This window comes from Rhizobium rosettiformans, from assembly GCF_016806065.1.
In the GTDB taxonomy this organism is placed as follows: domain Bacteria; phylum Pseudomonadota; class Alphaproteobacteria; order Rhizobiales; family Rhizobiaceae; genus Allorhizobium.
Map to the genome: position 1 here is coordinate 2,492,578 of NZ_CP032405.1, position 14,384 is coordinate 2,506,961.

The window sequence follows — 14,384 nt, forward strand, 5'->3', positions numbered from 1 at the left end:
AAGTCCACTTTCAAAGTTTTGCGATGATCTTCCTGAGCTCGGCGTCTCGTGCGCCGAGCATCAGCACGTTTCGCAGCGCCTCTTTCGGATCCACGGTCTGGAACAGCAGCCCGTTGTCGCGGACTGAACGGTCGATGGTCATCGACTTGGCCTCTGCTTCCGGCTTGATCGCCACGGCGAAATACATTCGTCCGTAATTCTGCTTGATCTGCTCGAAGAACACCTCTTCGCCACCGAGTTCGGCAAAGAAGTTGGCGATGTAGAAGGCCCATTTGACATCGGCATACTGCGCGAAGTTCGTGCGCGCCGCCGTCACGTGACAGTAGCCCAGATGCGGGCTGTTGTTTAGCGTGCGGTGGAAAATGACCTTGGGAAACTTGATCGAGCGATGGAAGGCGTTGATCCGCTCATGCGTCGTCTCGGCGGCCCGCTCGAGCCGGCGCCCGGTACGCGCAGCCACTTCCTCGTAGGTCAGATACCGGCGTTCGTCCGGCAGCCAATCCTCGCGGCTGCGCGAAATCCGTCCGGTTCGAAGGAATTCGGTATGGACGGCCTTGGATGGCGACGGCGGCTTCGTTTCCGCTTTCGGAGCCGCGTAGTATCTGAGTTTCTGCATCTTGACGCTCTGACGGTACCCGGACTGATTGCTTGAGCTTAACGCAGCATGGTTAATCATGATTTGATGGTATTCTACATCGGCGAGATTTCGCGAGGCTTGCCGCAGTGCAATTCCGGAGAATGGCCTTGAATCGCCCGTTTGCGCCATGATTTCAGCGGCCGGAAAGATGCCGCCGCCACACCCTTCGGAAAACAATGGGAAATTCCCGAAATCTCTCCCCTAGATCGCCATCTGTGCGATGTCGCAAACGATTTGGGCCGTGTCGTTCCGCAATGCAGCGCAGCCCTGCGCCCTGTGATTAGATGCAGGCAAGCTCGAGGTGCTGCCCTGCTAGGGAGGGTGGGAAATCGGGAAGCCGGTCAAAATCCGGCGCTGCCCCCGCAACGGTGGTGGAGAATGCGTTTTGGCACAAGGCCACTGGGGGCAACCCTGGGAAGGCGCCGACGCGGTCCGCAAATGGACCACTCCTGAGCCCGGAAACCAGCCTCGGCAGACGGACATTTGAGGTTGCGGAGGGCGACCGGAGATAGCCATGCACACCGCCTTCTTAAGGCGGGCGCTGTGCTCTCTTCTCCCCCGAATTTTTGAAACACGAGGACGACATGGACCTGCAGGCCAACGTGCTGCGCCAGCTGAAGAACCGCCGCGAGGGTTTCTCCCTTGAGCAACCATTCTACATCGACCAGGACTATTTCAAGCTCGACATGGAGATGATCTGGTATCGCGACTGGCTGTTCATCGGCCATGACTGCGAGATCCCGCGCGCCGGCAACTATTTCACCGCCCAGATCGGCGACTATCCCGTCGTCATCGTGCGCGGCAAGGATCAGGTCATCCGGGCCTTCCACAACACCTGTCGCCACCGCGGCCACCGCGTCTGCACCAAGGACAAGGGCGCTGCGGCGAAGCTCGTCTGCCCTTATCACAACTGGACCTATGACCTTGACGGTTCGCTGGTCTTCGCCCGCCAGATGGGCGAGACTTTCGACAAGGCCGAATTCGGCCTGAAGACCTTGCATTGCGAAAGCGTCGGCGGCTACATCTTCGTCTGCCTCGCCAATGAGCCTGCCGATTTCGCGCCCGTCCGCGCTTCCATCGAGCCTTATCTCCGACCGCATCGCCTCTGGGAAGCCAAGGTCGCCCACAAGAACACGATCATCGAAAAGGGCAACTGGAAGCTCGTCTGGGAAAACAACCGCGAATGCTACCACTGCGCCGGCAACCATCCGGAGCTCTGCCGTACCTATCCGGAAGCCCCGACTGCAACCGGCGTCCAGGGTGCAGGCGATGATCCGTTCATTTCCGAGCACTGGGCGCGCTGCGAAGCCGCAGGCCTGCCGTCCACGTTCAACATGGACCCGTCGGGCCAGTTCCGCACCGCCCGCATGCCGCTGATAGAGGATGCCGAGAGCTACACCATGTCCGGCAAGCGCGCCGTGAAGAAGCCGCTCTCCGCCGATGTGCCGATCAGCCATATCGGCACCATGCTGCTCTTCCACTATCCGACGACCTGGAACCACATTCTCGGCGACCACGCGATCTCCTTCCGCGTCCTGCCGATCTCGGCGGAGGAAACCGCCGTCACCACCACCTGGCTGGTCAACAAGGATGCGGTCGAAGGCGTCGATTACGACTTGGAAGAGCTGACCCATGTCTGGAACATGACCAACGACCAGGACCGCTCGATCGTTGAAGAGAACGCCTTTGGTATCCGCTCGCCGGCCTATGAGCCCGGTCCCTATTCCGTCGATCACGAAGGTGGCGTCATGCAGTTCGTCGAATGGTATTCCAACTTCATGATGGGCCGCCTGCAGGGCGACAAGGCCCGCCTGTCCGTGGTGGCGTGAGATGAACATCGCCGTCACCCAGTATCGCCATGTCGATGAGATGCGCCCCTGGTCCGACCGAGAGCATCTCTTGGAATGCGTCGCCGTCACGCCGGAAGCTGCCGACGTGATGACCTTCACCTTCAAGCCGAACAAGCCGGGCCTCTGGTTCCGTTATCTGCCCGGCCAGTTCGTGACGCTCGAGATCCCCGTCGGGCCAGAGCCGGTCATGCGCACCTACACGCTCTCCTCCAGCCCCTCGCGTCCCTATACTGTGGCCGTGACTGTCAAGGCGCAGAAGGAGAGCATCGGCACCCGCTGGATGCTCGACAATCTGAAGCCCGGCATGGCGCTGAAGGCCTTCGGCCCGCTCGGCGACTTCTCCTATGCCAAGTATCCGGGCAAAAAGTATCTGTTCATTTCGGCCGGCTCCGGCATCACGCCGATGATGTCGATGACCCGTGATCTGAGCGACCGTGCGCCCGACAGCGACATCACCTTCCTCAACTGTGCTCGTTCGCCCGACGATATCATCTTCCGCTGGGAGCTGGAGGCCAAGGCACGTGATATGCCGAACTTCCAGCTCGGCTTCATCATTGAGCAACTGGGGCGCGGCCAGCTCTGGTCTGGCCTGAAGGGCCGCATCGACAAGGCGAAGATCGCGCTACTCGCCCCAGATTTCCTCGAGCGTACCGTCTTCTGCTGCGGTCCGGCCCCCTTCATGGCGACCGTGCGCGAGGCGCTGGAAGGGGCAGGCTTCGACATGAAGCAGTATCATGAGGAGGCCTTCCAGCCGGTCAAGTCCGAGCCCTTGGTCGTGGTCGCTGACCATGCCGATGGCGAGCAGGCCACCAAGGTCACCTTCGCCATGTCGGGCAAGGACGGCCTCTGCGCTCCCGGTCATACGGTTCTGCAGGCGGCCCGCGCCGCCGGTGTCCGCATCGGCGCTGCCTGCGAATCTGGCCTTTGCGGCACCTGCAAGGTCATGAAGCTCTCGGGCGAAGTCGAGATGGACCACAATGGCGGCATCCTCGATGACGAGATCGACGAGGGCTACATCCTCGCCTGCTGTTCGCGGCCGAAGGGCGATATTGAGATCGAAGCCTAAGCGTCGGACAAGACATCAATTGACCGTGAAGCGAGGGCGGGTCCGGAGTGGGCTCGCCCTCCTGCCTTTCTGCGGGGTCTCGCCATCCCTTAACCCCTTGCAGCGCAGGCCCTTGCGGTTTAGCATCCTCTGATGGAGGCTTGCGATCGCCACATGCGATCGGATCTGGCCTCGGCCATGAAGGCCGGCTGGTCGACGGTGTCTCCGGGTCAAGGGGGATCACGCATGAAGCTTGTCTCTGCTTTCGCCGTCGCATGCCTGGCTTTGGCCGGGGTCATGACATCCGGGACCGACGTCCGCGCCGGCGGCATCGAAGTCCGCATCTATCAAAGCCATACCAGCTACCGTCACTACGAGCGCGTGACAGTCTACTCGCGCCACCACGTCTATCGTGGCCATGGGCACCGGCTGCATCGGCCGGGCTATGTCTATCGCAACGGGCTCTGGTTCTCGCCGCGCTCTATGCGAGCCGGCGTGATTGTCGACAGGCCGGTGCCGCGCCGCCACGTCGTGCAATATAGTGCGGGCATCAACCCGAAGCACTACAGCTGGTGCGCCGAACGCTACCGCTCCTATCACTGGCGCAGCAACAGCTTCCAGCCGTATCACGGGCCGCGCCGGACCTGCCTGTCACCCTATTACTGAGCCGTTCGGGAACAATTGGCCTCTCCCTCCGTTGACGGGCACTTGTGCGCGAGAACGGTCGCTGGACCGTTGCGCGCGGAACGCGAAGCATGAACACGGTGTTAATCCTGAGTTCAGGCTCGCCTCACTAACTTATGTCTCAAGGTCGAGGACCGGGCGTAACCGTCCGTTTCGGTCGACCCTGATAAACATGCAGGGAGAAGCATCATGAAGACTGCATTGAAGACGACCGCCGTGGCAGCACTCGCGTCCATCATGGCAATTACAGGCATGATCCCGGCCCAGGCCCAGGTCATCCGCCCGGTCGCGTCGATCGCGTCCACCACAGATGCCACCAATGTTCAGTACCGAGATCGCTACGATCGTCGTTATGACCGCCGTGTCGACCGTCGCATCGATCGCTACGAGCGCGCCCGCTACTACAATGGCCATCGTGGCTATCGTGAGCGCCGCGCCGGCTACCGTTACCACAACGGTTACTGGTATCCGCTCGCAGCCTTTGCGGCCGGTGCGATCATCGGCGGCGCGATTGCCCAGCCGCGTCCGGCCCCCGTCGCGCCACGCGCAGCCGGTCTCAACCCGCGCCACTACGACTGGTGCAATGCCCGCTACCGCTCCTACGATAGCCGCTCGAACACCTTCCAGCCGTATAACGGCCCCCGTCAGCAGTGCCTGTCGCCCTATTATTGATCGACAGGGCCCACTGCTCCGGCTCCCACAAGGAGCCGGAAAGGGTTAACATCAAGCCGCCCCGGTGCTCGCCGCGGGCGGCTTTTTTACATTCCGATCCGTCTGTTTCCTAACGGCAAATTCGCCGCGTTAACCATTTGTTAACCAAATCGGCCGTACTTCTTTCGTCAACGATTTGTTTACATAGATGACCAAAGTGCTAACCGAACCTCGCTCCATCCGCATCAAGGGTAGATCCTTCCTGGCCGTCGTACTGACGCCGGATCCGCCATTCGACGACTGGCTCGTCCGTCTCGATGATCTCGCGGCCCGCTCGGCCGGGTTCTTCCTCGGTCGCCCCGTCGTGCTCGACGTGTCCGACATCGAGATCGACCGTCCGCAATTGAAAGCACTGATCGCCGAACTCGCGGCGCGCAATGTCTCGATCATGGGCATCGAAGGCGGCCGCCCCTCGCTGGTTGAGCCCGGCATGCCGCCGCAGCTCAAGGGCGGCAAGCCGGCCGCCGACTACGAGGTACCACGCAACGAGGCGGGCGAATCGGAGAAGGCCACCGGCACGGAAGAGGCCGCACGCGAGCATGCAGGGCAGGCAGCCCCCCAGGTCGTGGTGCAGCAGAGCCCGGTCTCGGCCCCGTCGATGATCGTGCGCGAAACCATCCGCTCTGGTCAGTCGGTCATCTATACCCAGGGCGATGTCACGGTCATCGGTTCGGTTCAGTCGGGTGCCGAAGTGATCGCCGGTGGCTCCGTCCATATCTACGGTGCGCTGCGCGGCAGAGCGCTCGCCGGATGCGTTGGCAATGCCGACGCAAGGATCTTCTGTCGTAAGTTCGAATCCGAGCTGGTTGCGATCGACGGCGTCTACGCGATGACCGACGATATGGATCCAGAATTGAAGGGGCATCCTGTCCAGCTTTGGCTGGAGGGGGATGCAATCATGACAGAGAGAATGACGTGAACTTGAGCGGGGATAGACAGGAGAACCACATGGGCAAGGTGATAGTCGTGACATCCGGCAAGGGCGGGGTCGGCAAGACCACCTCGACGGCCGCTCTCGGTGCAGCGCTGGCACAGCGCAATGAAAAGGTCGTCGTCGTCGATTTCGACGTAGGCCTTCGCAATCTCGATCTGGTGATGGGTGCCGAGCGCCGCGTCGTCTACGATCTCGTCAATGTGATCCAGGGCGACGCCAAGCTGCCCCAGGCTCTCATCCGCGACAAGCGGCTGGAAACGCTCTTCCTGCTGCCGGCCTCGCAGACCCGCGACAAGGACAACCTGACCGCCGAAGGCGTCGAGCAGGTCATCAACGAGCTGAAGAAGTATTTCGACTGGATCATCTGCGACAGCCCGGCCGGCATCGAACGTGGTGCAACGCTTGCCATGCGCCATGCCGACATGGCCGTCGTCGTCACCAATCCGGAAGTCTCCTCGGTACGCGACTCGGACCGCATCATCGGTCTGCTCGATTCCAAGACGCTGAAGGCCGAGCGCGGCGAGCGCATGGAGAAGCATCTTCTGCTGACGCGCTACGACGCCAATCGCGCCCAGCGCGGCGACATGCTGAAGGTCGATGACGTGCTCGAGATCCTGTCGATCCCGCTGCTCGGCATCATTCCGGAAAGCATGGACGTCCTGCGCGCTTCGAACATCGGCGCCCCGGTCACGCTTGCCGACGCCCGCAGCGCGCCGGCCATGGCCTATTTCGACGCTGCCCGTCGTCTGGCCGGCGAGAATGTTCCAATCACCATTCCTGGCGAGAAGCGCGGCTTCCTCGACAAGATCTTCGCGCGGAGGGCCGCATGAGCATTTTCTCTCTGTTCCGCAAACAGCGGTCCGCACCAATGGCGCGGGAACGCCTGCAGGTTCTGCTCGCCCATGAGCGCGCCTCGCTCGAAAGCGATCTGGTGGCCATCCTGCGCGAGGAAATTCTCGCCGTGATCGCCAAGCATGTCGAATTCGACCGTGACAAGGTGCAGATCAAGATGGACCGCGACGAAGACGTCTCGATCCTGGAGATCGATGTCGAGATCCCGCGCAACGCCCAGCGCCTCGCCGCCTGATCGATCAGGTCTCCACACACGAGAAAGGCCGCCGCCGGTATCCCCGGTCGGCGGCCTTCTTCGTTTGGAGTGAGGGCAGGGCAGATCACATCCGCCCTGCCGACCGAACCGTCAGCCCACGAGAGCGTTGTCGTCGCGCTTGATCGCCACGATCGTCGAGCGCGGCAGCTTGCCTTCTCCGTCCGGGAAGGGCGCGTCGGGATGCTGGATGCCGGCAAACATGGTCCGCTTGTCGGCAGACCAGGTGAGGCCGGTAACTTCCGAGCCCTTCGGGCCGGTCATGAAACGCTCGATGCGACCGGTGACCGGATCGCCGGCGAGCATCTGGTTGTTGCCCTGACCAGCGAACTCGCCTTCGTTCGAGTCTTCGCCGTCGGTCTGAATCCAGACGAGACCGGTCGAATCGAACATCATGCCATCGGGCGAGTTGAACATGTTGCCTTCGTTGATGTTCGACGAGCCGGCATAAGCGCCATCCTTGTGCACGGCCGGATTGCCGGCCATGGCGAACAGGTCCCAGCTGAAGGTCGAATCGGTGTGGTCGTCATTGGCCGGATACCAGCGAACGATCTGGCCGTATTCGTTCTTCTCACGCGGATTGGCCGCGTTGACGGCCATCTCGTCGCCGCCGGCATTGGTGCGCAGCTTGCCGTCCTTGACTTCGCCGCGACGGCTGTTGTTGGTCAGGCAGCAATAGGCTTCGACCGCAACCGGATTGACCGCAACCCATTCCGGGCGGTCCATGGTGGTGGCACCAACCTTGGAGGCCGCCTGACGGGTGAACACGGCGATCTCGTCCGCCTTCATGCCGGTGGTTTCTTCGGTGAGAGCCAGCCACTCGCCCGTGCCTTCGTCGGAGAACTTGGCGACGTGGAGCGTGCCTTCGTCGAGCAGCTTGGAGGTGTCGCCACCCGGCACATAGATCCCGTTGGAGACGAACTTGTAGAGGAACTCGCCACGCTCGTCGTCGCCCATATAGACAACCACGCGACCATCGCGTGCGATGACGACGGCAGCGTTTTCATGCTTGATGCGGCCAAGTGCCGTGCGCTTGATCGGCGTCGAGGAGGCGTCCGACGGATCGATCTCGACCACGTAACCGGCGCGGCGCGGCTCGTTCGGGTTCTTCGAAACGTCGAAGCGCTCGTCGAACTTCTCGTAGCCGTAGCGGGTCTCGGCGACGATGCCGTAGCGCTTGTAGTCCTCAGGCATTTCGAACTCGGCATTGGTCGAGCCGAAGTAGCCGTTGAAGTTCTCTTCGCAGGTGAGGTAGGTGCCCCACGGCGTCTTGCCGGCGCCGCAGTTGTTGAAGGTCCCGAGACAGTCGACACCAGCGGGATCGGCAGCCGTCTTGACGAGCTCGGAGCCGGCAGCCGGACCCGAAAGCTTCATCGGCGTGTTGTGGTGGATGCGGCGGTTGAACTTGCTGTCGACGACGATCGCCCAGCCATTTTCGCCTTCGGCCACTTCCATGACGGTGACGCCCTGCATGTTCTGCAGGATCTTCACGTCGTCGAGCGACTGCGGCATGCCTTCCGGCGCGTGCGGCAGGTTCGTTTCGTTGTTGACGTATTCGTGGTTGACGGCAATCACCTGGGCACCGCCGATGACGAAGAGTTCCATACCGTCGGTGTTTTCACCGAAGACCTTGTCGGAATTCTCCAGCGACACACCCTTCATCGGATCGATGTCGGAAGCCGTGGAGAACAGCGGCTCACCCCAACGGGCGAGCGGCTTCCAGTTGTAGCCTTCCGGCACATGGATGGTGTTGTCGGTCGCAATGTCGATCGGCTTGAAGGCGAAGCGCGAGGCGGCTTCCTGCGCCTGGGCCGAGGTCGAGCTCATCAGGTTGCCGACGGAGCCCATGGCAACCGCAGCCGAACCCATGGCCAGCACGCTAAGAAAACCGCGGCGAGAGATGGCGCGTTCGACGACGCGGTCGAAGTCGGTCACGGCCGGCGGCGGATTGTGCAGCTCGTCCCACTCGTCCCAGGAAAGATGATTGGTGTTGGTGTCGGTCATGGCAGAGCCTCCTATTGGTTGAAGTCCACCCTCCGACTAGTCAGCGCGGGTAACAGTGATGTGACGAAAGCGGGGCAGGCCGATAGTTGTGAGAACTCTCAATTAGGTATTCCCGCGAAGGCCCCGCCGGTCGTCGTTTTAAGTCATTGGCGCATCTTGGGTTTGCTTTGGAGGCTGCCGTTCTCTCCCGAAGCGAGGCGTCTGACCGCTCACGCATCTATATTGCGGCGGTAATCTTCACCTCGACATTCACCTGCATGGCACCGGGAACGAGGCCTCCTGTCGCATGCAAAAGATTTGACGTTTACGTAAAAATCAATTAGCCAGAAGTGAGAATGAGCCGCGCCTCCTGGGTGGGAGTCTGGGCGTGGCATGAAGCATACGCCAGATGGAGGAGCACGTCATGTACAAGGCGCCCGTAGAAGAGATCGCGTTCACCCTGAAGCACGTCGCTGGCCTCACCAAGTCTATCGAAGACGGCAAGCTGGGCGAGCTGAGCGACGACCTCGTTGATGCCATCCTCTCCGAAGCCGGCCGTTTCGCCAGTGACGAAGTCGCACCGCTCGCCGAAATCGGCGACAGGCAGGGCGCCCGCATGGTCGACGGCAAGGTCGTGGTGCCCGATGGCTGGGACAATCTCTACCGCGCCTGGGCCGAAGGCGGCTGGAACTCCCTGACCGCGGCGGAAGATTTCGGCGGGCAGGGGCTTCCCCATATGCTCAACGTCGCGGCCTTGGAAATGTGGAACTCCGGCTCCATGGGCTTCGCGCTCGGGCCGACGCTGACCATGGGTGCGGTCGACGCCGTCACCGCCCACGGCTCTGAGGACCTGAAGGCTAAATACCTGCCCAAGATGGTCTCCGGCGAATGGACCGGCACCATGAACCTGACCGAGCCGCATGCCGGCTCTGACCTCGGCGTCATGAAATCCCGCGCCGAGCGCCGCGATGACGGCACCTACCGCATCTTCGGCCAGAAGATCTACATCACCTGGGGCGAACACGAGATCACCGAGAACATCATCCATCTGGTTCTCGCGCGTCTTCCCGATGCCCCCGCCGGCACGCGCGGCATCTCGCTCTTCCTCGTGCCCAAGTATCTCGTCAACGACGACGGCTCGATCGGCGCCCGCAACGACCTGCATTGTCATTCGCTGGAGCACAAGGTCGGCATCCACGGCTCGCCGACCTGCACTATGATCTATGGCGACGGCAAATATGGCGATGAAGCCGGCGCGATCGGCTATCTGATCGGCGAGGAGAACAAGGGCCTCGCCTGCATGTTCACCATGATGAACAATGCCCGCCTCGCGGTCGGCATGCAGGGTGTCGCCATCTGCGAAGCCGCCACCCAGAAGGCCGTGCAATACGCCAAGGACCGCACGCAAGGGAAGGCGCCAGGCTGGACCGGCCAGGGCATGTCGCCGATCATCGAACATCCCGATGTCGCGCGCATGCTGGTGACCATGAAGGCGCTGACCCAAGGCTCGCGCGCCATCTGCTATGTCTGCGCCCACGCCACCGACATGAGCCATCACGCGGATGGTGACGAAGCCCGCCATTGGGCCGAGCGCGCAGCTCTGCTGACCCCGATTGCCAAATCCTTTGCAACCGATGCCGGCGTTGACGTCGCCTCGCTTGGCATCCAGACCCATGGCGGCATGGGCTTCATTGAGGAAACCGGGGCTGCCCGCTTCTGGCGCGACAGCCGCATTGCCCCGATCTACGAAGGCACCAACGGCATTCAGGCCGCCGACCTCGTCACCCGCAAGCTGCCGCTCTCCAACGGCAATCATATCAGGGGCTACATCACCGAGCTGAAGCAGATCGTGAATGCGGTGCGCGGCTCCAATCTCGACGGCTTCGGCGAGACCGCTGATCGCCTCGACGCGAGCCTGGTCGACCTCGAAGACGCCACCGAATGGCTGCTTTCGCAGATGGCCGCCGGCAATGCCTCCGCAGCACTCGCGGGTGCCACACCCTATCAGCGTCTTTTTGGCCTTGTCCTGACCGGCGTCTATCTCGCCAAGGGCGCCCTTGCCGATGAGGACCACGGCCGCGACAACCGCCTGGCGCTCTGCCGCTTCGCCGCCGAAAACCTGATCGCCGAGACCGCAGCGCTGAAGGACCGCGTCGTCAACGGTGCAGCGAGCCTGGAAGCGGCACGCGCACTGTTTGCCTGATCTCACACCTCCCCCTTGAGGGGGGAGGTCGCCGCAAGGCGGCGGGTGGGGGTGACTCCGCCAAGTCCAGCATATGTCGTTGATTACCCCATCCCGGAGCTGCGCTCCGACCCTCCCCCTCAAGGGGAGGGTGGGGACCACCCGAGGAAGCCGAGATGACCGACCACATTGAGATCACCCGCCCGGAAGCCCATCCCGGCGTCCTCGTCCTGCGCTTCAACCGCCCGGACAAGAAGAATGCCATCACGCAGGCCATGTACCAGAAGCTCACCGCAGGTCTGCTGGAGGGCGAGCAGGACGACACGATCCGCGCCATCGTCTTCCTGGGCACCGAGGGATGTTTCTCCGCTGGCAATGACATGGCCGACTTTCTCGGTTTCGCCATGGCCGGCGCCGTCGGCGAACCCGCAGCCTTTGGCCTTCTCAAGGCCCTCACCGAAGTCACCAAGCCTCTGGTCTCCGGCGTCGATGGTCTGGCAATCGGCATCGGCACGACGCTGCACATGCATTGCGACCTGACCGTTGCCTCCGATCGTAGCCTGTTCAAGACCCCCTTCGTCGATCTGGCGCTCGTCCCGGAAGCCGCCTCAAGCCTGATCGCCCCGCGCGTCATGGGTCACCAGCGCGCCTTTGCAATGCTGGCGGCCAGCGAAGGCTTCTCCGCCGAACAGGCTCGCGAGGCTGGTCTCATCTGGAAGGTGGTCTCACCGGATCAGGTCGAGACGGAGACCCTGAAGATCGCGTCCTCGCTCGCCTCCAAGCCGCCGGCCGCGATGAAGATCGCCCGGGCGCTGGTCAAGGGCAGCCCCGACGAGGTCCGCTCCCGCATGCAGGAAGAGCTCGTTCACTTCGTCGCGCAGCTGAAAAGCGCCGAGGCCCGCGCTGCCTTTGAAGCCTTCATGAAAGGACGCGGATGAAAGGCCCGTACGTAGAGCTTACGAGCTCTTTCGGTTCTTCTTAATTACCCATTAAATCCTGCAGGCTAAACATGGAGAGGCGGTGATTTCCCCGTCTCCTCACCATGATGGTGTCGTAAACACACAATGCCCCATGACGTCCTCGCGCCGAAGTTGCGCGGAGAGTTTTTGCAGGACCGTATCGTGAAGACCAGTTCCAATCTGATGACGAAGATCCTGGTGGTCGCTTCCCTCGTGGTCGTGGCCGCCCTTACCGGTTTCTCTTTCTATATCGACAGCCTTCAGCGCAATGCGACGAGTGCCGCGGTCAAGAGTGAGATCGACAGTTCCGGTCTCCAGGCGTCTCAGAGCATTGCCAACTGGCTCGGCGCGCGCGTCATGCTGACGGAACTGGCGGGCAATGCGGCAGCCAAGGCGCCTGATGCCGCTGCCATCACCGCAGCCTTCGACAACCCCGTGCTGATCCGCGAATTCATGTCGACCTATGTCGGCGATGAACAAGGCGTCTTTACCAGCGTTCCCAACCAGCCGCTGCCGGAGGGCTACGATCCGCGCAAGCGCCCGTGGTACCAGGACGCGGTCAAGGCCGACAAGATGGTGCTGACAGACCCTTACGCCGACGCTTCGACCGGCAATCTGATCATCAGCGCCGCCATTCCGGTCAAGAAGGACGGCAAGCTCTATGGCGTGGCGGCTTCTGACTTCTCACTGACTTCGCTTGTCGACATGGTCAACTCGGTCGACATGGGCGGCAAGGGTTCGGCCTTCCTCGTCAAGCAGGACGGCACGATCCTCGTGCATCGTGACGGCAACCTCGTCACCAAGACGCTGAAGGACGCCTTCCCGGCAAATACGCCGGCCATCGGCTCAGGCATCACCGAAACCACCTTCGCCGATACCAATGTCCTCGTCTCCTTCCTGCCGATCAAGGGTCTGCCGCGCGAAGACTGGTATCTCGGCGTGCAGATCGATCGCGATCTCGCATTCGCTGCGATCGGCGAGTTCCGCACGGCGGCTGCCGTCGCCACGCTGGTCGGCGTGGTCGCCATGATTGGCATCCTTGCAGCCCTCCTGTCGCGCCTTGTCGTCCGCCCCGTTGTCGATATGACCGGTGTCATGGGCAAGCTTGCCGGCGGTGACGTATCGGCTGAAATTCCGGGCACGGCCCGCACCGACGAAATCGGCCAGATGGCCGCAGCCGTCGCCGTCTTCCGCGACAACATCATCGAGCGCGGACGCCTCGCCCGCGAAGCCGATGAAACCCGCACCATGACCGAACAGGAACGCCGCGAACGCGAAGCCGCCAAGGCCCGTGAAGCCGAACAGGTTTCCTTTGCGGTCCACTCCTTGGCCGACGGTCTCGGCCGCCTCGCCAATGGCGACCTCGTCTCGCGCATCGAGACCCCGTTCGCCGGTGACCTCGACCGTCTGCGCGTCGACTTCAATGCTTCCGTCGAGAAGCTGCATGACGCGCTCGCCACTGTCGGCCGTAATGCCCGTGCTATCGACGGCGGTGCAGCCGAAATCCGCTCCTCTGCCGACAACCTCGCCCGCCGCACCGAGCAGCAGGCCGCCTCAGTCGAAGAGACGGCAGCAGCACTTGAGGAAATCACCACCACGGTCAAGGACAGCGCCCGCCGCGCCGAAGAAGTCGGCCAGTTGGTCACCCGCGCCCGCGCCGGTGCCGAAAAGTCCGGCGAGATCGTCGAAAAGGCCGTCGGTGCCATGCAGGGCATCGAGAAGTCTTCGGGCGAGATCTCCAACATCATCGGCGTGATCGACGAGATCGCCTTCCAGACAAACCTGCTCGCCTTGAATGCCGGGGTTGAGGCCGCACGCGCCGGTGAAGCCGGCAAGGGCTTCGCCGTCGTTGCTCAGGAAGTCCGCGAACTTGCTCAGCGCTCCGCGAATGCTGCGAAGGAGATTAAGGCCCTGATCAGCGCCTCCGGCGACCAGGTCAAGGTTGGCGTCGATCTGGTCAACGAGACCGGCAAGGCGCTCGACGTCATCGTCCGCGAGGTCCAGGAGATCAATGGCCACGTCAACGCCATCGTGACCGCCTCGCGCGAACAGTCGACCGGCCTGCAGGAGATCAACACGGCTGTGAACACCATGGACCAGGGCACCCAGCAGAACGCCGCCATGGTCGAGGAACAGACGGCAGCCAGCCACGGCCTTGCCCAGGAAGCGGCAGCGCTCACGGCTCTGCTCAACCAGTTCCGCATTGATGAGCGCTCGACAAGCACATCGTCCGGTCAGCGTCGCGCCGCCTGATCGGGCGACCCGTAGTCTACAGAATGAACGGCGCCCCTGCG

12 protein-coding genes and 1 riboswitch are annotated in these 14,384 nt (G+C 62.4%); of the genes, 10 read left to right on the plus strand and 2 right to left on the minus strand.

Annotated elements, in window-relative coordinates; all coding sequences use genetic code 11:
- Positions 1–10: 10 nt before the first annotated feature.
- Positions 11–616: a DUF6656 family protein gene (locus D4A92_RS11975; protein ID WP_203013361.1), complete on the minus strand. Its 606-nt coding sequence runs from the start codon at positions 614–616 to the stop codon at positions 11–13.
- 303 nt (positions 617–919) lie between these two features.
- Positions 920–1,122: riboswitch (cobalamin riboswitch) on the plus strand.
- 99 nt (positions 1,123–1,221) lie between these two features.
- Between D4A92_RS11975 and D4A92_RS11980 the strand changes: the two genes are divergently transcribed.
- The 7 genes from D4A92_RS11980 to minE all read left to right on the plus strand — a co-directional run bounded on the left by D4A92_RS11980 (position 1,222) and on the right by minE (position 6,948).
- Positions 1,222–2,466, plus strand: a complete 1,245-nt coding sequence (locus D4A92_RS11980) for an aromatic ring-hydroxylating oxygenase subunit alpha (protein ID WP_203013362.1) — start codon at positions 1,222–1,224, stop codon at positions 2,464–2,466.
- Position 2,467: 1 nt separating this feature from the next.
- Entirely contained in the window at positions 2,468–3,553 is a 1,086-nt protein-coding gene (locus tag D4A92_RS11985) for a hybrid-cluster NAD(P)-dependent oxidoreductase (protein WP_203013364.1), read from the plus strand.
- Positions 3,554–3,778: 225 nt separating this feature from the next.
- The gene (locus tag D4A92_RS11990) at positions 3,779–4,198 is read left to right on the plus strand and encodes a BA14K family protein (protein WP_203013366.1); all 420 of its coding nucleotides are present in this window, start codon (positions 3,779–3,781) and stop codon (positions 4,196–4,198) included.
- A 207-nt stretch (positions 4,199–4,405) separates the two neighbouring features.
- Positions 4,406–4,888: a BA14K family protein gene (locus D4A92_RS11995; protein ID WP_203013368.1), complete on the plus strand. Its 483-nt coding sequence runs from the start codon at positions 4,406–4,408 to the stop codon at positions 4,886–4,888.
- Positions 4,889–5,075: 187 nt separating this feature from the next.
- Positions 5,076–5,846 (plus strand): septum site-determining protein MinC, encoded by a 771-nt coding sequence (gene minC / locus D4A92_RS12000; RefSeq protein ID WP_006726698.1) that lies wholly within the window; start codon positions 5,076–5,078, stop codon positions 5,844–5,846.
- Positions 5,847–5,875: 29 nt separating this feature from the next.
- Complete coding sequence (gene minD, locus D4A92_RS12005) at positions 5,876–6,691, plus strand: septum site-determining protein MinD (RefSeq protein ID WP_076392751.1); 816 nt, start codon at positions 5,876–5,878, stop codon at positions 6,689–6,691.
- On the plus strand, positions 6,688–6,948 hold the full coding sequence (minE, locus tag D4A92_RS12010; RefSeq protein ID WP_006726700.1) for a cell division topological specificity factor MinE: 261 nt from the start codon (positions 6,688–6,690) through the stop codon (positions 6,946–6,948). Before minD ends, minE begins: the two co-directional genes overlap by 4 nt.
- A 111-nt stretch (positions 6,949–7,059) precedes the next feature.
- On the opposite strand, the gene D4A92_RS12015 is transcribed toward minE, so the two are convergent.
- Positions 7,060–8,970, minus strand: a complete 1,911-nt coding sequence (locus tag D4A92_RS12015) for a PhoX family protein (RefSeq protein ID WP_203013370.1) — start codon at positions 8,968–8,970, stop codon at positions 7,060–7,062.
- A gap of 403 nt (positions 8,971–9,373) precedes the next feature.
- Here D4A92_RS12015 and D4A92_RS12020 point away from each other — a divergent pair, with 403 nt between their 5' ends.
- The 3 genes from D4A92_RS12020 (at position 9,374) to D4A92_RS12030 (ending at position 14,343) form a co-directional block, all read left to right on the plus strand.
- A complete protein-coding gene (locus D4A92_RS12020) occupies positions 9,374–11,152 on the plus strand; it encodes an acyl-CoA dehydrogenase (protein WP_203013372.1) in 1,779 nt (592 codons plus the stop codon).
- 155 nt (positions 11,153–11,307) lie between these two features.
- Positions 11,308–12,069 (plus strand): crotonase/enoyl-CoA hydratase family protein, encoded by a 762-nt coding sequence (locus D4A92_RS12025; RefSeq protein WP_203013374.1) that lies wholly within the window; start codon positions 11,308–11,310, stop codon positions 12,067–12,069.
- 183 nt (positions 12,070–12,252) lie between these two features.
- Positions 12,253–14,343 (plus strand): methyl-accepting chemotaxis protein, encoded by a 2,091-nt coding sequence (locus D4A92_RS12030; protein WP_203013376.1) that lies wholly within the window; start codon positions 12,253–12,255, stop codon positions 14,341–14,343.
- The last annotated feature ends 41 nt before the right edge of the window (positions 14,344–14,384 follow it).